This window comes from Lentisphaera profundi (assembly GCF_028728065.1).
GTDB classification, from domain to species: domain Bacteria; phylum Verrucomicrobiota; class Lentisphaeria; order Lentisphaerales; family Lentisphaeraceae; genus Lentisphaera; species Lentisphaera profundi.
The window spans coordinates 699,552-725,733 of sequence record NZ_CP117812.1 but is presented as its reverse complement, the minus strand read 5'-3'; the positions used below and the strand labels follow the sequence as shown (position 1 = coordinate 725,733).

The window sequence follows — 26,182 nt, the reverse complement described above, 5'->3', positions numbered from 1 at the left end:
CTTCTCCCTCTATACTCTTGTTCCTTAAAAAAGGTCCGGCTGAACCATTTCAGCTTTTCCCTCACTTTCGAGTGGGGCATTTTTCGGCTCATTCTCTACCTCTACGGTCACTTCAGCAAACTTTTCTTCCAATTGATCTTTACTCCAGACTTCCACTCCTAGATCTAAAGCTTTTTTCTCTTTTGAAGAACCCGAGCCAGTGGCTTTCACCACTAAAGCAAACGTTTTTTTACTCACAGAACTTCCAATCTTGCCTCCTTCAGCTTTCACTTGTTCTTCGAGTTCCGGGGAACGGAAGCCAGTAAAAACTAAAGTTTTCCCAGTGAAAATCCCACTAGTATTAACTAATACTTTTTTATAAGTCAAGCCAGGTAATTCTGCGGCAAATAGCCAGTAATCATCAATAGATCCTAAGTAGGATTTAGAACTGATTTCTGAATAACCATCAACTTCCAATAGTTCTTCCAAACTAGGCTTTAAACCTGGCTTGTCATATTTCTGTAAGAGCTCAAGCTTTTTTTCGCCAAGACCACGAAAGAGGTTACTCGCATGCTGTAGACGTGGTAGAGGAACATCAACGATAGATACTTTCATTGAATCGAGTACTTTTTTAGCTTTGCGCTGCTTAAAACCATCTAGCTTAAGTAAATCTTCCATCTTCAATTCAAGCAAGGCTTTGACGCTCTGGTAACCCGCATCCCAAAGTGACGTTATAATTCCCTCACCCACTTCATCCGCTTTGAGCGTAGCAAAAAAATCGATAAGAGCTGCTTTTTTCATCGCTGGACAAGTCTTATTACTGCAAACAATATCAACCCGATTTTCATTCCATACGAGTTCTGATTCACAGTTCGGGCAAAATTGAGGTAAATTCGCTCCTTCAACAGGGTTGGGCACCGCAATGATTTTGGGGATTACATCACCTGAGCGAATCACAGTAACCGTTGCTCCTGCAGCAATACCACTATCTTCAATAAAGCGCGCATTTATACCCGTCACATTTGAAATTGTAACTCCTGCTAAGTCAATGGGCTCAATTTTGATCACTGGTTTAGCTGCACCATTTTTTGAAATCTGCCACACAACTTCCTTCACTATAGAGGGTAAAGAGTCCACACTTTCGGGCTTCCACGCACGAGCACCACCAGGATTTAATGAATTTGTTTCTTTCCCTATTTCATGGAATAAGTCACTATCATTAATCTCTAAAACGAGACCATCACATTGAAAGCGAATCTCGGAGTCATAGACTTGCTGAAGTTCACTATCTTTTAAATCCTCCAGTTTATAGAGGGGACATAAAACTTTATACTTCCATTGAGCATTAATATACTGATTACAAAACTCAACTTGATCAAGTTTATGTTTCATTTGCGAGCTTCGCACACCATAGGCGACGTAACAAACATCAGCCAATTCTCGACTTAAGGTTTTGCGGCTCAAAAGGCCCGCCACCATATTGCGCGGATTTTTAAATTTCTCACTATACTTAGCTTTAAATTTGGCTTCATCCATAATACACTCGCCAATTAAATAACCCGTAAAATCTTGCGGAAGTCGCAAATCACATAGGGGATTAACTGAAAAATGTTCACTTACATCTTGGCCAGAGAGGCCATCACCACGAGTATAGGCTCCTGTATACTTTCCCTCGACAAAATAGACTAAGAGCGATAAACCATCATACTTTGGTGTAATACAAATTTCGGTATCTAGAGCAATGCTTTTCGATTTACTCCAATCAAAAACTTCTGCTTGAGTTTTAATTTTATTGAGACTACCCATGGGTACGGCAAGTTCGACTTTATTCTTCTCTATTTCATAACCCACTTTATCGCGAAATTTTTGCTCATTGACCTGCTCGAGTAAAAAATCGTACTCCGCATCACTTAAGGGACTCTCCCCTCCAGTTCTATATAATTGATTAGCTTGATCTAACTTTTCTTTGAGCGCATCGATATCCATATTATATGAAAGTCCTTAATTTACTTTTGAACATAGTACACCTAGCTAATTCTTATGAAAATGTTGCTGATTACTAAAAAACTAAGAATATTCATTAAAAGTTTGTGAAAACTTTGAGTATTTCACTTTTAATTATCCTTATATACTTACGCCACGTTTTACTTTTAGTTATACTCCTTTGAAGACAGAAGGATTATTAAGGGAGATATCTATATGAATAAAAAAATGCCAAAGGTTTTAAAATCGAGTACCAATTACAAGATTTTAAACCTCATTGCAGCTGGCGGAATGGGGGAAGTCTACGAAGCAGAAATACTTGGTGCTGAGGGCTTCACCAAAAAAGTAGCCATCAAAACACTTTTAGCCGACATGGACGAGGACCAACGCTTTATAGACATGTTCATCTCTGAAGCCAAACTTGTCTCGAATTTAGTCCATGAAAATATAGTTCAAATTTACCAACTCGAACGCGCACCCTTTGGTCACTTCATTGTTATGGAGCTCGTAGAAGGCATTGGCCTCCACGATATGATTGATCGCCTTCGCGAAGACAACCTCGCCCTGCCATATCCTTTAGCCGTATTTATCGCCAGTCGGATCGCTCGAGGCTTAGCCTATGCACACAATCGTTGCGACATCAATAAAAGTAACTTAGGCATTGTCCACAGAGACATTTGCCCCAATAATATTTTAGTCACCAAAGAAGGCTTGCCCAAACTCACTGATTTTGGTATTGCCAAAGCACTCTCAAATTCTATCACCAGTAACGATCAATGCCTCATGGGAAAACTCGTTTACATGGCACCTGAACAGGCACGAAAAGAAAAAGTTGACAAGAGAGTCGATATCTATGCTTTAGGCATGGTACTCTTCGAATTACTATCGGGTAACTTTAGCCGAGATGCTGAGAATGAATCCGAACTCTTTGAACTCGCTTGCGCCGGAGCGGTCAACATGGATGCTTTACCGGATGACCTCCCTACTGAATTAGAAAATATTTTATTTCGCGCCATTCAAGTTGAACCTTGCGACCGTTTCCAAACTGCAGACGAAATGTGTACGGCTCTGGAATATTTTATTTATAAAGATGGTTATGGCCCCACAATTGTATCTATGGAAAATTTCATGAAGAAATTTTTCCCTGATCTATATGATTAATTAATACCCGTACCATCACTTTTATCATGGCGAACTCTTTACAGAAGTTCGTCATTTTTTTTTGTGATTAAGCTCTTCTTGAACACAAGTTTAAAAAAAGTCTTTTATTTTTATAAAATCTTCATACCCAAAAGGCAAAGCTCAACTATCATTTTATAAATTATAATTTAAAAATAAGCTACCCATCAATCATGAGTACACAAAAGACTGAATCTATTCTCGAGCAATTTTACCAAGAAGTGAATCAAACCATTCTAATTCGTCAAGATCCTTTAACTGGACTCTTCCCCGCCAGTACAGATATTAATGAACACGGCGACTACACCGATGCTTGGGTAAGAGATAACGTCTACACCATCCAGGCCGTTTGGGGACTCGCCATGGCCTACCGCAAATCATCCGTCAATAATGCGCGGGCCTATTCTTTGGAACAATCCGTTGTCAAACTCATGCGCGGCTTGCTACAAGCTATGATTCGTCAATCTCACAAAGTCGAAAAATTTAAATATAGCCAAGATCCTCTCGATGCGCTTCACGCAAAATATGATACCCAATCAGGACAGACTGTTGTCGGTGATGATCAATGGGGTCACTTACAATTAGATGCGACTTCCATCTTCCTCTTAATGATTGCTCAAATGACAAAATCTGGCTTGCGTATTATTTATAGTCATGACGAAGTCGATTTTGTCCAAAACCTCGTTCATTATATTGGTCGCGCCTACAGAACTCCCGATTTCGGCATTTGGGAACGTGGACACAAAATCAATAATGGCATGGCAGAAGTTAATGCCAGCTCTGTCGGCATGGCAAAAGCTGCTTTAGAAGCCATGGACGAAATGAATCTCTTTGGCGACGATGGCGATCAATCCTCTTTGATTCATGTAATGGGCGACGAAATCGCTCGCTCACGCAGCACTCTACAAGCCTTATTGCCCCGTGAATCTTATTCCAAAGAAGTCGATGCAGCTGTACTCAGTATTGTTGGCTATCCCGCTTTTGCTATTGAAGACCCTGAACTTCGAGAACGTACTCGCAAAGAAATTGTACAAAAACTTGGCGGTCGCTACGGCTGTAAAAGGTTTTTACTCGATGGTCACCAAACAGTCATGGAAGACGAGCACAGACTTCATTACGAAACAAGTGAACTCAAGAATTTTAAAGATATCGAATCTGAGTGGCCGCTCTTTTTTACCTATTTAATGCTTGATGCTCTGTTTCGCGATGATAAAAACGAAGCCCGTGAATACAAAGAAAAACTCGACTCACTCTTAGTCGAAAAAGATGGTTTGAAACTTTTACCAGAACTCTACTTTGTCCCCAACGATGCCGTTGATGCCGAAAAAGAAACTCCCCATAGCCAAGACCGAGTCCCCAATAATAATCTTCCTCTTATCTGGGCTCAAAGTCTATTCTTACTCGGTAGAATGATTGAAGAAAAAGTTTTAGCACTCAGTGATTTAGATCCTCTCAATAGGCATTCACAAAATCTGGAAGAAAAGCCTAAAAATGTCCAAGTCTGCATCATTTCCATGTCGCCTTCTGTACAAGAAACTTTGGCTTCGAAAGGGATCCCAAGTCAAACTTTAGATGAAATTGAACCCACAAAAATAATGTACCCAAATGAACTGGCTGAAATCCTTTTTGAAATGGGTGCTAATACGAAGCTCGAACTCAGCGGACGACCAAAACGCCGCTTACGCGCCATGGCAACTTCACGCCTCTACCACATCAATGGTAAACCTGCATTATTTTTACCACAGTACCAAAATCACCAAGACTTTTACTTAGAATTAGATAACCGTATACTTATTGAAGAAGCTAAATCTGAATTTTCTTACATAAGTCGTCATTGGACGAGTGATGGCCAGGCAATCCAAGCACTCTTTATCAAAGCTGATATGCTCGAAGGTGAAGATGCTCCTGATTTGTATCAGTTTTTACAAGACATGCAGTCTGATCAGGTTCCACATGCAAATATCGTAGACTTTAATACGGCCGTAAAAAACACGCCTATAAAATCTATTGTGAATGTTCCTGACCTTCCTTCATACTGTCCAACTCTCAACTCCAATGTGAAACCTACGTATTATTTAGATTGTTGCCCTAGCGAGACAATTGAACTCTCTCCCACAACAATGGAACGTTTAGCTCAAGAACCTAGCGAAGATGAGCTGATTGAGGAGCTCAATACCACAAAAAATCTTTATCGCCAGGCAAAAACCTTAGTCTACCTAGCTAAGAAGCACTCATTAGCTTTCTCTTGTTTCATCCAAAACAAACAAGAAGACGTATCATTACATATCTTATTGGAAGAAGTTTATCAACACGCGTGCGAACAACGAATCTGGGCAATTGTTCGTAGTATTGCTGGACTACTAAACAAATCTCATTTTGGTTTAGATGATGCGGTCACAGAATTACTGGTTAGACAAAAAATTGTCATTGTTGGGCGATCTTACAATAAAGACGGCATTATCAACCAATCCATGAATAATGATGATATCATTCAAAAAATCAAAAAGAGTTGTGGCCACGATAGCCGCGAAGAACTCATTCACCAAGAGTTACTCATATTCTTGAGCTACGTCGTAAAACAAGACCCCACACTCTTCAATAATATGATCTCTATTCGCACGAGTGAATTCATTCACTTAATCGTGGCTCAAATTGCATCAGAATTAAAAATATCACAAGGCCAGGCCTTCGATCTCTTGGTCGCTATGCCTCCACAAGCAATTCAAACTCGTCTAAAAACAGTTTTAGCCGCATACAAAGAAATGCAAAATAATATGCAGAGCCTTGAGTTTATTAACTATACTTGTGAAACTCAAGAAACTGATTTCAATAAGGGCAGCATTGATGAAGAGTTCCAAACTCGCGTCGCAAACTGGGCTACATGGCGCTTGCAAAATGGCGCTATTTCAAAACTCCCTAAAAGCTTTTATCCTAAACTTCGCAAAATCCTAGAGAATTGTAAGGGCATTATTCTGGGGAATAAGTTTAATAGCTCAAACTGTATCGATTCATCTTTAGTTTTGAGTTCTATGACTACTGGCGAACCTGCTTTTGCTTTTCTTGCAGATAACCTTCTCAACGATATCCCCGCTGCAGATTACCGCCATTTGTGTATCGAATCATTAAGTGCCATTGGCGCTTTCTCCATTGCCAATCCTAGCCTTAAATTCGATGATTATATCGTGCTTGATGTGATCATTGGCCATGCTGTCAGACTCAATTGGCTCCACAAATACCCTGCTCAAGCTCAGCATTACCAAGAGCGCAAAGCTCAGGCCTGGGAATTAATCTACCAAAGCTCGCCTCAAAGAGTGGCGGCCAGTATCATTGACGCCATCAAGTTCTTATTGACTCAGTAAGCTCTAACTATCCAAGGCCTTTTCAAAGGCCTTGATAGTTTGCTGCAAGACTTGAATACGCGCATACTTTTTATTATTACCTTCAATCACATTCCACTTCGCGCCTTTGCGTGAAGTTCGAAAGATCATTTCGTTGATAGCATCATCATACTCATCCCACTTCTCACGATTACGCCAGTCTTCGTCGGTAATCTTCCAACTCTTGTGAGATGTTTTCAAACGTAAATCAAAGCGTTCTTTTTGGATTTCTTTATCGATATCAAGCCAAAATTTAATCACAATCACACCTTCCTTGACAAGATGTTTTTCCGTTAAAGCAATTTCATCATAGGCACGTTGCCATTCATCTTCTGAGCAAAAGCCTTCTACTCGCTCAACTAAAACGCGGCCATACCATGAACGATCAAAAATCAATAAATTTCCCAAGTCGGGAAATTGAGTCCAAAAACGCCAGAGATAATGATGACGCTTATCAAGTGAACTCGGCGCCGCTATCGGGCATACTCGATAATTTCGTGGGTCGACAAAACGTAAAAGCCTTTTAATCGCACCGCCTTTGCCCGCTGCATCCCAGCCTTCAAACATAATAATGGCAGAACGCTTTTTCTTATAGAGCTTATAAGAAAGCTCCTGAAGACGCTGCTGAAGCTTAGGCAATTGCTTTTCATAATCTTTCTTGCTAATATCCGAACTCTGTAAAGCGGGACGCTTCGGAATCGCACAATCACTTAAAGAACTAGAGATAGCTAGATCTTGCTTACGCTCACTCATAAAGTCAGTCATTGCCTTAACCAGGCATTCAGAGGCTTTCAAAAAGGCGTAAGAGGGATTATCCGCAGGAATAATATTCCACGATGATTGTGAAAAATCTGATCTCTCAATCATTTCATTTGCGGCATGCTGGTACTTGTCAAAGTTTTTATTTTGCTCGAAGTCATGCTTATCGACTCGCCAAGCAAGCTTTTTATCTGCTTTCAAAATTTGCAGGCGCTCAGCTTGAGTATCCTTGGAAATATGTAAAAAAATCTTTATCACAAGTGCACCATTCAGCAAATGCTTTTTCTCAAACTCCACTGCTTCATCAAAATAATTACATCCCGAGCCTTCTGCTGCAAGTTCTTTGCGAAAAGCCATGCGGTACCATGAACGATCAAAAAAACTAATCGTCCCTTTTGCGGGGTTCGCATCCCAAAAAGGCTGGAGCCATGAAATCTGATCTTTCTTTTTTAAACCCGAAGCCACACGATAGAAACGTGGGTCAAAAGCCTGTACTAAATGACCTATACAAGCACTCTTGCCTGCGGTAGATAAACCATCAATAAGAATGAAAACGGGAATATCATTATCTGCTATTTGTCTTTGCAGATAACTTAACTGGAGCTCAATAGCTTTGATTGACTGAGCAAGTTCACGCTCACTCAAACTTTCATAAGTAGAGAGCTCCGATAAAATCATTTTTGCAACATTTCCGCAATATCATAAGCCAATTCAAGACTTTGCTGACAATTCAATCGTGGATCACAATTTGTCTGGTAATTCTTTGCTAAATCAAGATCAGAAATTTTCTGCGCTCCACCACAAATCTCCGTTACATTGGCACCAGTAAGTTCAAAATGAAGACCACCAGGCACCGTTCCAGCTTCCCCATGTGTATCAAAGAATGCTTTTATCTCATCTGTGATAAATTGAACATCACGAGTCTTAAAGCCTGAGGCAGCTGTGAAAGTATTGCCGTGCATCGGATCACAACTCCAAAGTACATTGCGACCTTCGTCACGCACGCGTTTAACGAGTGGCGGCAACATCGATGCAACTTTACCATGGCCAAAGCGACTAATCAGATTAATGCGCCCTTCTTCATTATTAGGATTTAAGACATCCAAAATTTTAATCAATTCATCGGCATCCATACTGGGCCCCACTTTCATGCCAACAGGATTATTAATACCACGAAAGAACTCCATGTGAGCTGCATCAATTTGTCGAGTTCTATCACCAATCCACACCATGTGTGCCGAACAGTCATACCAACGTCCAGATAGGCTATCCTGACGTGTCATCGCTTGCTCAAAAGGTAAAATCAAAGCTTCGTGTGAAGTGTAAATATTGGTTCTCTGTAACTGCGGAACTTGTGTAGAGTTCACCCCACAGGCTTCCATAAAAGAAATCGCCGAATCAATTTTAGCCGCAATCGACTCATAACGCTTACCTGCGGAGGAATTTGCCACAAACTCTTTATTCCACACATGAACTTTGTGTAAATCCGCGTAACCACCCTGAACATAGGCACGCAATAAATTTAAAGTCGCCGTAGAATGGAAATACGCTTGCAACAAACGATCCGGATCTGGAGTCCTAGCTGCTAAATTCGCTTCGGGGCTATTGACACAGTCACCTCTATAAGAAGGTATTTCTATGCCATTAACCATTTCAGTATCGGACGAGCGTGGTTTTGCATACTGACCTGCAATACGACCCACTTTCACTACATTTTTATTGCCACCAAAAGTTAAAACGACTGCCATCTGCAGCAGTACTTTCATCGTCTCTCTTATATAAGGTGCATTGCACGAACTAAAATCTTCTGCGCAATCTCCCCCTTGAAGTAAAAAAGCTTCGCCGCGAGAAGCCGCCGCTAATTGGGTTTTCAAAGATTCAATTTCGCCCGCAAAAACCAAAGGAGGCAACTTGGCTAATTTCGCACAAGTTTCTTCTAACTTATCTTGTGGCCATTTTGGCTGTTGAAAAATCTCTTTCGTTTTCCAGGAATCGGGAGTCCAATTAGTCATTTATCTGCCTCAAATTTTCTTCATTTTTGATGTAGGCAATATTGCCATTGATTAAAGTTGCTTGTAACTCGTGATCTTTATTAAAAATTGCAATATCCGCTTTTAAGCCCGGAGACAAATGTCCGCGGTCACTTAAGCCTAAAGATGTACTTGGTGTAGAGGTAAAACAAGCTATTGCTTCTTTTGTATTCATATGGGTGAAATTAATCACATTTTGCCAAGCTTGCTCAAGGGTCAACATCGATCCTGCGATTGTTCCATCAGGCAATAATAAATGTTGATCCTCAATAATATATTCATTCTCATCAAATTTATAACGTCCATCAGGTAAACCCGTTCCTTGATTCGCAGATGATACTGCCGAAATTTTGTCCCCACCCTTAGCACGACAGGCTAAATCCAGCATCTGTGGATGAATATGAAAACCATCAAAAATAAGTTCGCAAGTTAAACTCTCATCAACGAGCGCCGTAGACGAAAGCCCCATTTCTCTTTGATGTAGAGGCTTCATACAATTATAGAGGTGAGTTACATTGCGTGCTCCTGCCTTCATCGATGCATGAACTTGATGTTCATTGGCACTGCTATGCCCCATCGAAGCTTGGATTCCATTTTTAGTAAGAATTTCGATTATTTCTTGTGCTCCTTCAACTTCTGGAGCCAGGGTCATAACCTTCAAGGTTCCTTGTGCCGCTTCAATAATCTCTTCTAATTCATCTCTGCTGTACTTGCGAACTCCTTCATCTCTCACCAGACCATTTAATTCAGGGTTAATGAAAGGACCAATCAAGTGAATCCCTAAAGCTTCCGCACCATCTTCCTGATTGAGGATATTATCACTCGTACGTTTCAAGGCTTCTATCAACTTAGGGCGATTCGTTGATTGTAGAGTGGCCAAAAAACTCGTTACTCCATGTGCAGGAAGTTCTCTTGCCATTACACTCAAGGCATTTACATCCATACTATCTAATAGCGATATTTTCCCAAAGCCATAGATATGTCCATCGACAAATCCAGGAACCGCATAACAGTCTTTCAAATCTAGGCAATGTGTATAGACGGCTTCTTTAAATGATGAGGCTCCACCAATTGCATATATACTCTTATCTCTACATAAAATAGAACAGTTGTGAATCACACGCCCATTTGTCAGGCCATAATCCACATTGATCAATAAATTGTCTGTCTTTATCATCATTGTCTCTCAATTTTTTCACTATCTCTCAACTTAATCCATGGCTCGCTTTTTTTCATGGCTCGCTTTCAGAAAATGAGAATAATATCTCTTAAAAAGATTGAGAATAAAAATCAAACACCTATTTGAAAATTACATTTTCGGAAAGCTACTGCGTGTCAAGTTCTGAATAAAAAAAAAGGTGTGAAATTAACTTGGATTTTTCTCTTTTTTATCACTTGTAGAGCGCTTTTGTCGAACCTAATGTAAGCACCTCGCCAATCAGGCAAGTTGAACTAACAAAACGGATAGAAGAATAGATATTATTTATGGAAACCATTGATTGTCAAGCAGTTTGGGATGTTTTGTACCCCGTTATAAGCGCCCGCATCAGCAGCCCTGGCTTCAATAAATTCTTCCAAGAATCTTTTGCATCTATCGATGAATCAGGGACTTTCAAAATTAGCCTCAACAAAGGCTACAATGTTTTCATCGATCACATCCGCGAAAACTACTTAAGCTTGCTATCTGAAAGTCTAAAAGAGTGCCAACAAGACTTACCTAGCTCAATTAAGGGAATCTCAATTGATGCCCTCGGTAAAGGTGAAGCTCTCTTTACTGCCGAGACTCAAAAAGAAGATAAAATCTCTCTCAAACCAATTATTGATAAAACTCGTCGCAGAGCCGTTGAAGCTCCTAAAGCTAACGACGCTAAATCAAAAAATAATTTCCCTAGCTCAGACCGTTATTCATTTCAAAACTTTATTGTCGGCGATTCCAACCGCCTCGCTTTTGCGACCTCTAAAGCAGTTTCCGAATCCCCCGGTTTTAGCTACAACCCACTTTTTATCTATGGTAGCTCGGGCCTAGGCAAGAGTCACCTCCTTCATGCCATTGCTCAAGAGACCATGTCTCACAATCCTTACCACAGAATTGAATACTTAAGTGCTGAAGAATTTTCCAATATCTTCATTGACTCAATTCAACATAATGATCAACGCAATTTCAGAAAAAGATTTCGCAATGTCGACATTTTACTTCTCGATGATGTTCAGTTCCTCAAGAACAAAACAAAAACTCAAGAAGAATTTTTCCACACTTTCAATGCCCTCTACTCACTCAACAAACAAATCGTTTTAACTTCCGATTGCCAACCCCACGAATTGGATGGCCTAGAAAAACGTTTAGTTTCCCGTTTTGAACATGGACAAATTGTCGATGTTCTTAAACCTGAGTTCGAGACACGAGTCGCCATTTTAAGACAAAAGCGCAATTCAATGAATGTTCATATCCCCAATGATGTTTTAGATTTCATTGCTTCTAATATCAAGTCTCACGTTAGAAAGCTAGAAGGTGCACTCGTTCGCTTAGTTACTTATGCTTCCACTATGGGCTACGAAGTTAATGCTTCCCTTGCTCGTGAAGTTTTAGGTGGTCAACTAGAGAATACTTCCGATCGCAATCTCGATATCACTGCCATACTTCGCCAAGTCGCTGAATATTTCGATGTCGGCGTTAAAGATATCCTCGGTAAGAGACGAACTCAATCGATCGTCACACCTCGCCAAGTCGCCATGTACTTGAGCCGCAACTTGACCGAAGAATCATTCCCTGCCATTGCTGAACAATTCCGACGCACACACGCGACAGTGCTTCATTCATGCAATGCGATAAATGAACAAATGGAACTTGATCCGAGCTTTAAAGATAAAGTTTTTTACCTCAAAAAACGTTTAGAAAACCTCTAAAAACTATTTTTCCCTCGCAAATCAGCTAGAGCGAAGCTCTACTCACAATTTTTTTCAATTTTCACTTTAATTCTCTCTTGTAAAAGTGCTTTATCTCTCTAAAGTGACTTCATTCAAAAAGGGGCATTAGCTCAGTTGGCTAGAGCGCGTCGCTGGCAGTGATGAGGTCAAGGGTTCGAGTCCCTTATGCTCCACTTGAAAGTCACTTCTTCGGAAGTGGCTTTTTTTATTCATACTGCTTATCAATGATAAATCACATACATCTCCAGATCCAAAAAGCCATTGCCACTTTTGACTGGAACTACAGTATTTCATACTTATGCATCACTTCCAGTGATGACATTAAGTCTTTGAGCCTCTTATTCACCACACATCCCTCTCAATAATCGTTCTCTCCATATTTTACTATTGAAAACAAAGTCATACTGAATACATTATCTATCATTTCTTACATAACCACAAATACGGAGTTCCCATGTCCACGAATGATACATGCTGTTCAATTGTCCCCTACTTCAAAGTAAACGAAGGTAAATGCGAAGAGTTCAAAGCACTTTGTGAAGAATTTGTTGCCCGCACTTCAAGCGAAGAAGCATGCCTTTACTACGGCTTTGCAATGAACCAAGGCATCGTTCATTGCCGCGAAGGCTACACTAACGCCAAAGGAGTACTTGCACACATCGAAAACGTTGGTGATCTGATTGGTAAAGCTTTGGAGATCTCAGAACTCGTTCAATTTGAAATCCATGGCCCTGCACAAGAGCTCGCTCAACTCAAAGAGCCACTTAAAGATTTAGATATCAAATACTTTGAACTCGAATACGGCTTTAGAAAATAATAAAATCCAAATCTGTGAGCTTGTGACTTTCTATCTATCGGGAAGTCACTTAGCTTTACACGATTAATTAGATCACGCAGCTTGGTATTTTATTAGTGCTTCGCACTCACTTTACCGCGTCAGCTGCTTAATCGTGTTGCTTTATATCACTTCCTTATTCACCTAAAAGTTTGTAGGACTAGGGAATTTGATTTAACTTGATCCAAAATAATGAAGCTAATTTAATCAAGGGTAAAATTTATGAGTAATGAATGGGCTACCCGCCAGACTCTCCTTCAGCGCGCCAAAAATCCAGATGATTATCAGGCCTGGGAAGAATTCGTCTCCTACTACAAACAATTTATTCAGGTCCTCATCTATAAGCTTCGTTTCTCTGGGGCGGATACCGATGATTTAACTCAAATGATTTTACTTAGCCTATGGAAAGATTTAGAGAAATACGATAAAGAAAAAGCCTCGTTTCGAAACTGGATGGGTGCCGTAATTCGCAATACAACCATGAATTACTATCGCAAGCAAGCTAACCAAGCCAAGCGCGATGCCAGCGAAATGAATAGCTACCTCGACTCGACCCCTCAATCCGAGCTCGACCTAATGATTGAAAAAGAATGGAAATCCTATATTTGTGAGCTCGCATTCAAAAAAATGGAATCACTATTTTCAGGAAATGCCATCGAAGTCTTTGAGCTCTCGATGAAAGGCATGACAACCGATGCCATTGCCGAACAACTCAATCTCAAAAAAGATTCCGTTTACGTACTTAAAAACCGTGTTAAAAAGAAATTCATGGAAGAAGTCCGAGCCCTCGTTAGCCAATTGGAATATTGATTATACATGACTCCCTCGAGCAAAGAAGAACCTCAACATACAAAAATGGATAATCTCTTATCCTTATTTGATACGGCCTTGGATAGTTCAAATGACGATTCCACGCAAAGTAGCCCTCTATTTGAGAGCCTTGAAATTATTAAAAAACGCTACCTAGATCCCGAAGCAATCAATCAAGGTGGCATGAAAAAAATCTACCGGGTGTTCGACTCTGTCGCCGGCCGCTATATCGCCATGGCTAAACTCCATAGCGAAGCAGGAAAAGAGTTTTACGACCCCTTCATTTGCGAAGCTCGTATAACAGGACTTTTGGAACACCCCAATATCATGACCGTCCATGACCTCGGCGTCGACGAAGACCATAGTCCTTTTTTCACCATGGAACTCAAAGAAGGCGATAATCTAGAAAAGATATTACGCTCCAAAAATACTAACAAAGCAGAATACATAGATTCCTACCCCCTCAATAAACTACTCGAGATATTTATTAAAATCTGTGATGCCATTGCCTTTTCACACTCAAAAGGCGTCATTCATCTAGATATTAAACCTGCCAATATTCAGGTTGGCGACTTTGGGGAAGTTTTGGTGTGCGACTGGGGCTTAGCCAAAATCATAGGATCGAAAGAGCATTCTTGTGACGCAGAACTCTTTAACTCAGATTGGCTCAATAACATGACCCTAACAGGCCAGGTCAAAGGCACTCCCGGCTACATGGCTCCAGAGCAAATTAATAAAGAACTCGAAAAAAATACCACTACCGATATCTACGCTCTCGGCTGCCTACTTTACAGTATTCTCACAAACTGTTACCCTCTTGAAGGCGACACCCAAGAAGTCCTTCAAAAAACGTCAAAAGGTTTAATACTCTCTCCACAAGTGAGGTTCCCTCACCTTAAGACCCCCGAAAGTCTGAATGCGGTTGTTATGAAAGCCGTTTCACTCAAACAAGAAGATCGCTACCAAAGCGTCACCAAACTGCGCGACGAAGTCTATAACTACCTCGCGGGCTTTGCAACCGATGCAGAAAATGCCTCTATACTAAAAGGCATCAAACTTCTCTACCAACGCAATCGTGCTCTCGTCCATTTATCCGTCTTATTTATCCTGGTCCTTATCACTCTGACCCTGCAGTTCATTTTTAACCTCAATACAAAAACCGAGCAAGCCATTGCCTCTCAAAAAGAAGCACTACTTGCAAAGACCCTCGCTGAGTCTGCTGAAAAGAAAGCCACCGATGCTCATCTTGAAGCCGAACGACTCATTCTTATTTATCAAAATGAACAAAAGCGAGTCGCCGCCTTAAACGCTCAAAAAAGCCTTGTGAAGCCCTCGAATTTTCAACGAATTGATTACCGTAACCCCGTTAAAAGCGTACAAGAAAAAATAATAAATTTCACCGCAAATAAACCTGACCCCGCGAGGAATAATATTTTATCTGAGTATCATTTTATCGCTCAAGATTTCCAGGCTGTATACGATCTTCATAAAGATAAAAACCCGCGCCATGCTCTCTTCAAATCAGCCAAAAAATATTTAAAAACTCCCAAAAATCCTCAAGGCTTAATTCCCATAAGTCAATTCATTAAACTATTCACTTCCTTCAATGATCGCAATGAGATCTTCATGGAAAAAGTCATGGCCTACGACTCAGAATTAAGGTTAGATAAAACTTCCTACGAACAAATAGTTCAACACATGCTGGCCACCCGCAATGGTGGCTTAAAAAATAGTCAATTTAGCTACGATCCTGAGACTAAAAAACTACAATTAAAAGGCCTAGACTTTAAAATACTTGGCACGCGTGGAATGACTGACCACCGCAAGTCTTTACTCGCTCCCCTCGCAATAAAAACACTCGATATTCGAGGCACTCAAATCCACGACTTGAAAGAACTCAGAGGCTTAGATCTACTCGAAGAAATTGATTTACGGGAGACACTCGTAAGTGACCTCAGCCCCCTCAACAACTTAGCCTCCTTAAAATTTGTTATTATTGCTAAAAAACAATTCTTACCTCATCAGATTAAATCACTGAGAAGCAATATTCACTTACTGATTAAATAAATCAGTGAATTCAGGCTAAAGCTATTACCACACGTGTCTCGAATGCTTTTCCCGGCAAAATCGCTATCGGATTTTCATTGAGCCCATTCTGTTCATAAGCGGGCTCAATACAGACATACTTCGAATCTTCACTTTTACGCCAAATCACCATGCGATTAAATATATTTGGATCCGCAGTCATCTTCAAATTCGACTCGCCCTTTCGATATATCATCGTCTCCTGCAAAGTATGATCTATGAGGTGCAGGTCTGGCGCCCCTTTAATGTGGTAGCTTTGCTCTGATGGCGTCAAGACTGTCGACGCCTCCACCACTTCATAATTGAGTAAATTATTATTTGCGTTTTTCGCAAGGCTCGTGAAGCTAAGTCCATTGGGTTCTTTAACCGCAAAATAAGGATGAATTCCCGGCGCTAGTGGCATCACTTGTCGCGACTGATTTTTAATCCATAAATCAATGATAAGTTCTTTCTCACTCAGCGTATAGCTCACTTGAAAAAGAAAATTGAAAGGAAATTTTTCCTTGGTATAGAAGTTTGACTCCAGCTGGAAATTCAAAAAATTATCTCCACGAGCAATCAAATCAAACACACTATTTCTCACAAAGCCATGCTGATTCATTTCATAATCTTTACCCGCATTTTGAAACTTGCCCTCTTTCAAAGGCCCAAAGCCAGGAAAGCAGAGGGGGATCCCACTATGAGATATATCATTTTCATCATAAAATAGGATATTATGATCTCCACCTAAATAGAGCCCGAGCACTTTTGCACCATAGCTATCTACTTCAATTCTATTTTGGCCATACTCAAGTTCATACTTTAAGTTAATCGCTTTGAGAGACATTAAATAGACTCTTTAGATTCTGGCTCTTGCATAGATACCAAGGCGGCTTCTTTTTGAGCGGAACGATCCTGTAATTGCTTTTTGATTGAGGCACAACGATCACGCGTTAAGGGGTAAAAGAAAATACAGCATAGTGCGATCGCAACTCCAGCAATATCAGTGGCCACCAAGAGCTTCTTCATGTTCAATAACTGCTCCATATTAGGCGGTACGGATTGATCCACATAACCCGCCAATTTCGGCATATAACCACTGATCAAAAAAATCACAATTTGCACGCCTTTATTAAGTACGCTTCCCGCTGCAGCATAACTTCCTTCGCGGCGTTCACCGGTATGAAACTCATCTTCATCACATACATCCGAGATCATTGATTCATACATCACACCAGAAGATTGAGTTCCGAATTGCGAAAGAATCCAGACGCCAATTATTAAATAAGGGTAAGCTTGATTCATCATCCAAGGAATTGAACAGACACCGACTAATAGCACTAAATTTCCACAAATTGCCGCAGCGCGTTTGCCCCAGTGGCTAGATATCCAGATCACCATGGGAACACAAATAAGAATTGGCACCGTCGCAATAGTACCGCCCCACCCACCTACTGAAGATGCTAAAATTTTATCGCCTCCGCAGGTGTAATGAATATGGAGGTAGGTTCCCATAATCGCATCCACGCCCATACCTAAAGCAATCGCTAACATTGCACCTTGAACTAACATAAAGGATTTATTTTGAAAAGTAGTTTTTAAAATTTCACCAAAGGGAATACGAGGCGTTTCGACTTTTGATTCAGCCTCTTCTTTATGAATTTCTTTAGTTCCTTTCACTACGGCCAAAGAACAAAACATGGTGAGAATCCCAAGTACTACACCCAAAACCATGGCGCCTTGCATCTCATCTTCGAAAATATCCCAAAGCGTGAAGCGATAAAACCATGCCGCCGCTAAGATACCGAGGATTCCAATATATTTTTTCCAGGCAAAGATCTTGGTCTTTTCATCATAATTCGAGGTCATTTCATAACCCAAGGCATTATACGGAACCGCAAACATCGAATGAAAAAAGAAGTAAGTCGAAAGTGTCACAAAGATATAGAGGAACTTCATATTATCACTCACATCGGGCACATACCAAATAAAGGGCATCAGTATCGCCGAAAGTATTCCAAAAAGCAATATAAAGGGCTTTCGGCGACCCCACTTACTCCTTGTCTTATCCGACACAATGCCCACAAAAGGATCAGCCAAAGCACTCACCGCTTTAGTCCCTGCAAGAATAAAACCCAAGTGATAAGAATCCAGTTTCATTCCCTCGGCAAAAATCGGGATCGCTAAAGCACCAATCATCGTTTGAATAAAGAAATCACTGAGCCCACCTAGACCATAAGCAATTTTTTGCTTGATCGGGACTTGTTCATTTTCTGCAATTGTTAAAGTTTCGTGCATTAACTTTTCCTTGAATAAAGCTATTCTTTAAATTATAAACTAATCATTTCCTTTTCGAAAGAACTTGGATGAGTTTTAAGACAAAAGCGTCTGAAGTATCTCCTTAATCGACAAATCTGCAGCACATATCACTGTATCTGATGCGCCGTAATACAAAGTTAAGCAATCGCCATCAACGAGGTGACCATTGGTAAATACCACATTACCAAAAAATCCTTGCTGCTCATACTTCTCCAAAGGCTCCATAATCGGCTCTTCGGAACGTGCAATCACCTTACGGGGATCTGAAAGATCCAATAACAGTGCACCCAAACAATAACGCGAAGTTTCGTCACAGCCGTGATATATTTCCAACCAACCCTGCTCTGTACGTATCGGCGCAGCTCCTGCGCCAATGCGTTGACTATCCCACATCCCTGGACGCGTCTTGGCTAAACAAATATGGTTGCCCCAGTGCTCCATATCTGAAGAACTTGCAAGCCAAATATTAAGCTCACTCCAGCTATCGACTTTCACCACTGGACGATGTAAACACCAGAATTTGTCATCAATAATTTCTTCAAAAATGGCACAATCTTTATTGGGGGGCGCTAGCATAATTCCATCGCGAGTGAAAGTCTTCCAATCCCGAGTTGTTATTTTTCCCACTGCGGGGCCATACTCAGATACCGCTGTATAAGTCAAGATATAGAGTTCACCCATCTGTGTCACACGGCAATCTTCCATACCAAAATCTTCATATTCACCTAAACCGAGCAATAAAGGCTTTGGCTGTACTTTAAAGTTAATACAATCTTCACTCTCGGCTAAACGCAAATGCGATAGCGTTGTGAGATAAGTCTTGCCATCATAACTAAAAACTCGCGCATCATCATAGCAAAGTTTCGGATCATCTAAAGCAAATTCAACAATGCTTACCCCACCCTCTTTAGTCGGATCGACAACTAAAGTGGATAAATAGCCCTCTCGCTGCTTCATACGCTCAGCGACACGCATTAAAAGATAAGTTTTCCCTTCAAACTTAAAGACCCCGGGATTTAAGAGACACTCAACTTCAGCACCTTGTACACTCGCTAAGATATCCTCGGGTTGGATAAGTGGATTTTGTGTAAATCGTTTCGCTATATCCATCCTTAACTCTCCACTTGCTGAGGGCTAAGTCGACTGTGAATAAAAGTCGTATTCTCGCGACTCTCAATCTGATAATCACCTGCTCTTGCAGGGATCAAACAGCTTTGACCACGATTCAAGATAAAATCACAGCCTGAATGAATGATTTTCAAATCATTATCTACCGCATAGAGTGTATGAAAACAACGGTTTTCAGTATTGAAATTGAGGAGGCCTTTAAGTTTAAATTCTGCGACCTGAAAAAATTGACATGTGGTCAATTGACGCACTTGAAAAAAATCATCATTCTCTTGTGCTTCAAAACTACAGTCACTTAATTCGTAAGGGACTATGGCATCAGTCGGATTCTTGTATTCCAGACAAGTCATCGCCTGCTCAACATGAAGTTCTCTAGATTGACCATCTTTATCTAAACGTCCCCAGTCACTTACTCGATAAGTCGTATTACTATTCTGCTGGATTTCATAAATCAAATTACCCCCGCCGATGGCATGCATCGTGGTGGCCTTGATGAAAAAGGCACTGCCTTTCTCCGAAGTATAAGAATGCATCAATTCACGCACACTCGGATCTTCAATTTTCGCTCGAAATTCCTCTTGACTCACATCATCTTTAATACCTGCAAGAATCTGCGCATCCACTTGATGATCGAGTACATACCACATTTCTGTTTTTGGTTCTGAGTCGCTGAGGTGTTTACAGGATTCTTCATCAGGATGAACCTGCAAAGATAAATCTTGCTCAGCATCAATAATCTTTAAAAGCAAAGGGAAGGCATCCTCTTTCTGATGGCCTAAGCCCACAATACCTTCAGGATCATTTTCTATCAACTGACGTAAAGTTGAGCCTTTATATAAACCTTCACTCACACAACTCTGCTCATCGGATCGATCAACAATTTCCCAACTCTCACCAGTGGGCACATCACTTACAGGAACTTGCCTGCCTATGCTCTCAATGAGTGATCCACCCCAAATTGCTGATTTATACACCGGTTCAAAAAAGAGTGGCGCATAAACTTGCTTGTGCTCCTGGAACAAAGCTGCGGCTCCTAGGATACCTGCATTATCTGTATGCTTGGCTTGAACTACTTTTACGTTTTCACCTCCACGCCATTCCATTTCTTTAATTGTTTTATCAAAGCTAGCTAAAATCATAGCCGCGGAATGCATCACTCCACCTCCGATGACAATTTTTTCAGGATCAAATAAATGAATATAAGAAACCAATGCTTCGCCCCACATTTTCAAACAGTGCTCACGCACCGCAATGGCACAGGCATCTCCCTGATCAGCATGCTGAAATAATTCTTTAAAACCGAGTTTTACTTCATCGCGCAATGAACTCTTTTGATAAAACTCATGCTCGCGAACAATTTCCGGCAGCGCCCAACCCGAGGCTTCGGCCTCTAAGCATCCCACTGCACCACAAGTACACTTTCTACCACCTGAATTAACCAAAATATGTCCACCCAAATTGCCTCCGGAGTAACGCGAGCCCTTCAGCAATCGTCCTTCAGAAATAACTGCGGTTCCGATCCCTGTGCCCAGCGTAATCATCATCGCGTTTTCAACATCATAAGCTGCCCCAAAATGCCACTCACCTAGTAGTGCACCACGAGCATCATTCTCGATGCGAACTTCCAAACTCAATTCATCCTGAGCCCAAGTTTTAAAATCGAACTCTTTGGAATCATCGTATTTCCCATTTGTGGTCAAAACACGCATTTCCTGATTATTGACCAAACCAGTGCTTAATATCCCCAAACCGCGGCAATCACTCAATTTTAAGTCCTGCTTTTGACACATGTCTTCCAAATAAACTTTAACTTCGTTTAAATGCTCGTGAATCGGACCTTGTGCCTTGGCTTCACATTGACCCGCTGAAACAATTTCACCATTGTGAATCAAACCATACTTCGTTTGTGTACCACCTAAATCTATTGTTGCTATCATAATTAATTCTCCCTTACTCTTGCCAAGCAGTCATTATTTCCATGCATGCTTGATTGAGTTCTATGGCACGTTTTTCTGAACCGGCTTCGTTATAACAACGCAATTCGGGGGCATTACCTGAAGGACGCAAATGAATCACTTCCTTATTTGCAAAATTTACACGGACGCCATCAGTTGTATCCACTGACTTCACCTGGCCACAAAGTTCACCAAAAATGAGCTCGATATTGAGATTATTTTGCACCGGAGTTTGCGCGCTAAATTCACTGAGCTTTTTATTCGACATTTGAGTCGGGAATTCTTTCAAGCGATCGGAAATAGTATAACGCTCAGGTAGTGTCGTCAGTAAATCACTTAAACGACAGCCACGATTTTTCATCTCTACTAAGAGTGCAATATGCAAAATCACCGCATCACGTGTGGGCAAGGCACTCAGAGTCTTATCTCCAAGTACAAAATCTGAATTTGTTAAAAAACCACCATTCGCTTCATAAGCAACAACCATTTTTGATCCCGATTCAGAGGCTTCTTTCATCGCGGCAATTACATAGGGGCTGCCTATCCTAGTTCGCTTTACACTTTTAAATTCTTCACTGAGTTCAAGTGCTGAGTTACAACTCACTGGCGTGGCTACCGCATCCGCTTTCAGAAATCGCGCACATAAAATACCCGCCACGTCACCTCGTAACCACTGCCCTTTTTCATCGGCAATGAGTGGACGATCACAATCGCCATCGGCACTTAAGAGCGCATCAAATTCACTCTCTCGGGCCCAGTTCGACGCCAATTTTACATCTTCTGGACGAATCGCTTCAGTATCCACAGGGATAAACTTTTCACTGCGACCCAGACCTATAACTTTGGCACCCAATTTTTCATAAATATTTTTCATGGTGTCGCGGCCTACGCAACTGTGCTCGTAAACACCAAGCCTCAAACCAGCTAAAGTATCGCTACTAAAAAAATCGCTATAACGCTTAATGTATTCATCCTCGGCCGCTTTATAGACTGCGCCTAATTCATGGGGCTCCACAAAAAAACCCTGCTCATCAAAAACACCCTCTGGAATTTCAACTTTCTGACTGCGAATACCTTCTTCATCCTGCTTAAGAATCTCGCCAAACGCGGTGTTATACTTTATACCATTGCGATCATCCGGAATATGACTTCCCGTTACCATCACTGAAGGCACCTCATTACAAAAACCATAATACGCCACTGCAGGTGATGGAATCTCGCCGCAGTACAGAGCCTTATAGCCCATATCTTCAGCGGCTTTTGCCACTGCCGCACAAATCCTAGGTGAAGAGGGACGCAGATCACCGGCAATGGCCACTTCACCACCCGCCTTAATACCCTTGCTAGTTTCGAGATGTGTCAAAAATGCTTTTGTGTAGGCATAGCAAACTTCATCACTCATTGCCAGGGCTAAGCCTCGGGCACCAGAGGTTCCAAACTTAACTCCACTCACTTCCATTAATTCTTCGATATATAAAATTTTTGGCATAGTCTAAATCCATGTAATAATTATTTTGTTACGTAATACTTATAAATAATACGAAATGACATTATTACAAGTAACTATAGTCGTTTATTTTTTATTGATCCTAGCCATAAGAGGGCATTAAGTAAGAAAACAATTGAGTAATATAATTTTTATTACGTAATAATACCCCCCCCTTTTTTTTGTTTAGCTACTCCCTTTTTATCCGCCTCCTCTTTTTTCACCCGCCCGTGTGGCAGCACCTCCCCGCCGGAGTGAGGCGAATCAATTCCCCTTTATGTTTTTTATTTTATTTAAAGCCTTGGGACTCCGTCCCCTTCCCTGCGAGGCTTGCCACCCGTCGACGGGCGGATAAATGACCCTACGGGTAAAAACCAGCCTACGCTAGAGTGAGGCGATTAATTCCCCTTTATGTTTTTTATTTTATTTAAAGCCCTGGGACTCCGTCCCCTTCCCTGCGAGGCTTGCCACCCATCGACGGGCGGATAAATGACCCTTCGGGTGAAAATCAGTCCACGCTGGAGTGAGGCAGACTTTAAAATTAAGGGAAATTATTTAAGCTGATAATCAATAACTATGCCATTGGCTTTCAGTTGTGAAGCTTCACGACTTATTTCAGCACCATGAGGCACCATAATTAAAAGCATACTTTGATCTGCTTCCATTCGAATTTTTTGCCCTGATTTCAGCCCCGTCGCAATGAATTTTTGACTGACGCTATCGTAGACATCTACTAAGCCTTTAACTTTGTCATCAATATCTATATTCACTTTTTTTGCGCTGCTATGAGGATTCCAATACAAAAAGGTCGGATGAGCTTTTTCGTGTAGCCACTCAGTTTTCAGGCAATCCCAACGCAAGATCCCTTCGACATTTGTTTTTTCACAAATGGCCCCGAGCAGACCCACATGATTGCCCATATACATACCTAAATTATTAGATGTTTTCGAGAACCATTCTTTTTTCTGAGCTAAATAATCCTTGCGCTCCACTTTAGGAGTCCCCCAACCCAAGCGAATCGGGTCTCCTGTCGCATAGGGACTATACAGTCTTTTATCACTAAACTCCGCACTCCCCAAGGCTTCGTAGAACAAAAGGTATTCGGGGTCAAATTTATCCTTCCAATCTTTGTGATCCTGGCGATTCCAGTCCTGCTTATAGCCCTGCATCAAACGCATAGAGTTCGCCATATTAAGCGAATACTTAGCTATTGCTCGTGCATAAGTTTGATCATAACGCAAAGCAGGCAATAACCAGGCGGGTCCATTGAGTGAGCCCATGGTGAAGCAAAGGAAATTTCCACTTTTCCAAACAGCGCCATCAAGACCATCTACTGTCACCCCATCAAATTCTTCTCCTGCAGTAATTCGCCAAATTTTCTTTTCACCGCCTCCACCGAACCATACCTCGTAGATTTTGGCTAGATCAAATTGATCTCCATGTTCAGCATTGAGTTTTGAAGCCACATAAGGAGCCATCACATGAGTCAATTCATAACGTCCAGGATTTTCTGTATAATAGCGCATCGCTGAACGTGCACATTCCAGCATCTCTTGCTTTCCCTGAAGCTGATAACCCAACAAGTTCATCCAAGCCACTATAGGAGAATTCCCGTAGCGATTCATCGGTTCATTTCGTCCCCCCGGAGCATTTGTTTCAAAGTTAAAACCCAAGGTATCAAAATCAGGCTTATCTGGGCAACCCAGACCCTTAGCTATCGCTAAGAAAGCATCTGTAGACGCTTTAACTTGATTGAGAAAATCAGGGTCCTCAGGAAAGAGATCCGCTAACATCACTCCATAGACTGAACTCCAATAACCATATATTCCCGAATGCAGCTCCGGACTATTTTGACCTGGTCCATGACGGTAGAGTCCATGCTTTTCATCATACCAAAGCTTAACAGACTTCAAGATATCAAAACCCACTAATTTAACCGGATCAATCCCCACCATTTTGGCCCCCACAACTGCAGATACATTGGTGAATATTTCACCCCCTGGCTTACTATGACGGTAAGAGGGCATGCGTAAATCAAAGGTGGTATTGCGTTTCATTTCTTCACGTTCTGCAGGCGATTGATAATCCCAATTGAAGTAAACGTAGGCCTCGCCTCCTACTTCCTTAAACTCAAGTACTAGCTCATATTTTTGTCCTTTAGTCAGTTTGATTTCAGCCGAGGTTTTCACGAGACCATTAAGTTTGCCCATCACTTGTTTGCCATCAATACTCAGGCGTGCGCTATCATCCGATTTCAGAAAGAATTTATAAGTCCGCGTCTCTGGCGCGGTCAAACTTGTCGACCATCTAACAGAGAATTTATCGCGAGCAATTTCTTCTAGTGGCTTGCCGTGCTTCCAGTTAAAGTTAATATCTCTATCAAGCCGTTTAAGTATTGCTGTACCTGAGAAATTCATATTATCATAAAACTCACAATCCCAAGCCTCTTGCCCTGATTGACTCGATAAGTAATTAGCATTGATCGCATACTGACCCGCATCCTTGCCTCGAGGACTCACTTTCATCAATAAATGACCATCAAGTTCATAACCTGGACGCATTATGAATTGATAGTATTTCTGGGATACTTTTAACCAATCACGCATTATCAATGGCTTGGGCAGCTGAACCATACGCTCCACAATTTCTATATGCTTTTGGCTTAATGGTTCCGACACCTCCAAATTTTGATTCAGCTCGCCAGGGCTCGAGGCTGCCCCAAAGACGGGCTCGTATTCAGCCGCTGAAGACTCAGCACTTTGTGCCATTGATGAATCATCATTTATTTTTATCTTCTTCTGATAGATTACACAAATAATAACAGTAAATACCAACAGAAAACTAAGGACAAAGATACTTAAGCCCGAGGAGGATTTTTGTCTTTTTCGAGAGTTTTTTGCTCTTTGACTCAGCGATTCTTTTGGACATGGCTCTTCGACTTTAAAATCTTGTTCAGTAACTACACTGGCTACTAAATCGTGATCACGATCTAAAAGATTATCCAAATCTATCGTATTTTCAGCTTCCGGACTATGTACATCTACTGGATCTAAAGGTGTGGGATGAGAGACTACATGAACTTTTGTCTCTTCTATGATTCGAGCTTCGTCCCCCGCTTTTGGCACAAGCATTTTTGTTTCGCAATGATCGCAACGAACTTTGCCGCCTACGTAGTTGATTGGAGCTGACAAAGATCTTGCGCAACCCCCGCAAGAAAAACTAATTTCTTGTGAACTCGCAGGCACTTCTTGCTTCATATCACAGTGATCACAACGCACATGCAAGCCCGCCATCTCACTTGGAGCAGCCAACTGCAATCCACAACCATGACAATTAAAATCTATTTCCATTAC

General features: G+C 41.3%; 16 protein-coding genes and 1 tRNA gene. 7 read left to right on the top strand and 10 right to left on the bottom strand.

Annotated features, from left to right (window positions below):
• Window positions 1-24: 24 nt before the first annotated feature.
• Entirely contained in the window at window positions 25-1,965 is a 1,941-nt protein-coding gene (locus PQO03_RS14445; protein ID WP_274153895.1) for a BRCT domain-containing protein, read from the bottom strand.
• Between the two features lie 213 nt (window positions 1,966-2,178).
• On the opposite strand from PQO03_RS14445, the gene PQO03_RS14440 reads away from it, so the two are divergent.
• Window positions 2,179-3,123: a serine/threonine protein kinase gene (locus tag PQO03_RS14440; RefSeq protein ID WP_274153894.1), complete on the top strand. Its 945-nt coding sequence runs from the start codon at window positions 2,179-2,181 to the stop codon at window positions 3,121-3,123.
• Window positions 3,124-3,314: 191 nt separating this feature from the next.
• Complete coding sequence (locus PQO03_RS14435) at window positions 3,315-6,500, top strand: phosphorylase b kinase regulatory subunit alpha/beta (RefSeq protein ID WP_274153893.1); 3,186 nt, start codon at window positions 3,315-3,317, stop codon at window positions 6,498-6,500.
• 3 nt (window positions 6,501-6,503) lie between these two features.
• Here the strand turns inward: PQO03_RS14435 and PQO03_RS14430 are convergent, their stop codons facing one another.
• The 3 genes from PQO03_RS14430 to nagA are packed head-to-tail and all read right to left on the bottom strand — an operon-like array spanning window position 6,504 to window position 10,487.
• The gene (locus PQO03_RS14430) at window positions 6,504-7,955 is read right to left on the bottom strand and encodes a hypothetical protein (protein ID WP_274153892.1); all 1,452 of its coding nucleotides are present in this window, start codon (window positions 7,953-7,955) and stop codon (window positions 6,504-6,506) included.
• Window positions 7,952-9,289 carry a class II 3-deoxy-7-phosphoheptulonate synthase gene (locus PQO03_RS14425; RefSeq protein WP_274153891.1) on the bottom strand — a complete coding sequence of 446 codons (1,338 nt, stop codon included), beginning with the start codon at window positions 9,287-9,289 and terminating at the stop codon, window positions 7,952-7,954. The genes PQO03_RS14430 and PQO03_RS14425 overlap by 4 nt, the downstream gene beginning before the upstream one ends.
• Window positions 9,282-10,487, bottom strand: a complete 1,206-nt coding sequence (nagA, locus tag PQO03_RS14420; RefSeq protein ID WP_274153890.1) for an N-acetylglucosamine-6-phosphate deacetylase — start codon at window positions 10,485-10,487, stop codon at window positions 9,282-9,284. Before nagA ends, PQO03_RS14425 begins: the two co-directional genes overlap by 8 nt.
• Before the next feature lie 305 nt (window positions 10,488-10,792).
• Here nagA and dnaA point away from each other — a divergent pair, with 305 nt between their 5' ends.
• The 5 genes from dnaA to PQO03_RS14395 all read left to right on the top strand — a co-directional run bounded on the left by dnaA (window position 10,793) and on the right by PQO03_RS14395 (window position 15,944).
• On the top strand, window positions 10,793-12,211 hold the full coding sequence (gene dnaA, locus PQO03_RS14415; RefSeq protein WP_274153889.1) for a chromosomal replication initiator protein DnaA: 1,419 nt from the start codon (window positions 10,793-10,795) through the stop codon (window positions 12,209-12,211).
• 120 nt (window positions 12,212-12,331) lie between these two features.
• Window positions 12,332-12,405, top strand: a tRNA-Ala gene (locus PQO03_RS14410).
• A 281-nt stretch (window positions 12,406-12,686) separates the two neighbouring features.
• Entirely contained in the window at window positions 12,687-13,049 is a 363-nt protein-coding gene (locus PQO03_RS14405; RefSeq protein WP_274153888.1) for a putative quinol monooxygenase, read from the top strand.
• Between the two features lie 240 nt (window positions 13,050-13,289).
• The gene (locus tag PQO03_RS14400; RefSeq protein WP_274153887.1) at window positions 13,290-13,877 is read left to right on the top strand and encodes an RNA polymerase sigma factor; all 588 of its coding nucleotides are present in this window, start codon (window positions 13,290-13,292) and stop codon (window positions 13,875-13,877) included.
• Window positions 13,878-13,883: 6 nt separating this feature from the next.
• Window positions 13,884-15,944: a serine/threonine-protein kinase gene (locus PQO03_RS14395; RefSeq protein ID WP_274153886.1), complete on the top strand. Its 2,061-nt coding sequence runs from the start codon at window positions 13,884-13,886 to the stop codon at window positions 15,942-15,944.
• Window positions 15,945-15,954: 10 nt separating this feature from the next.
• On the opposite strand, the gene PQO03_RS14390 is transcribed toward PQO03_RS14395, so the two are convergent.
• The 6 genes from PQO03_RS14390 to PQO03_RS14365 form a co-directional block, all read right to left on the bottom strand.
• Window positions 15,955-16,788: an aldose epimerase family protein gene (locus PQO03_RS14390; protein WP_274153885.1), complete on the bottom strand. Its 834-nt coding sequence runs from the start codon at window positions 16,786-16,788 to the stop codon at window positions 15,955-15,957.
• Window positions 16,788-18,239 (bottom strand): MFS transporter, encoded by a 1,452-nt coding sequence (locus PQO03_RS14385; RefSeq protein WP_274153884.1) that lies wholly within the window; start codon window positions 18,237-18,239, stop codon window positions 16,788-16,790. The genes PQO03_RS14390 and PQO03_RS14385 overlap by 1 nt, the downstream gene beginning before the upstream one ends.
• A 75-nt stretch (window positions 18,240-18,314) precedes the next feature.
• The gene (locus PQO03_RS14380) at window positions 18,315-19,370 is read right to left on the bottom strand and encodes a glycoside hydrolase family 130 protein (RefSeq protein WP_274153883.1); all 1,056 of its coding nucleotides are present in this window, start codon (window positions 19,368-19,370) and stop codon (window positions 18,315-18,317) included.
• A gap of 2 nt (window positions 19,371-19,372) precedes the next feature.
• Window positions 19,373-21,325, bottom strand: coding sequence for a type I phosphomannose isomerase catalytic subunit (locus PQO03_RS14375; protein WP_274153882.1), 1,953 nt, complete (start codon window positions 21,323-21,325; stop codon window positions 19,373-19,375).
• A 13-nt stretch (window positions 21,326-21,338) separates the two neighbouring features.
• The gene (locus tag PQO03_RS14370; RefSeq protein WP_274153881.1) at window positions 21,339-22,832 is read right to left on the bottom strand and encodes a phosphomannomutase; all 1,494 of its coding nucleotides are present in this window, start codon (window positions 22,830-22,832) and stop codon (window positions 21,339-21,341) included.
• Window positions 22,833-23,380: 548 nt separating this feature from the next.
• Entirely contained in the window at window positions 23,381-26,179 is a 2,799-nt protein-coding gene (locus PQO03_RS14365) for a PA14 domain-containing protein (protein ID WP_274153880.1), read from the bottom strand.
• Between the last annotated feature and the right edge of the window lie 3 nt (window positions 26,180-26,182).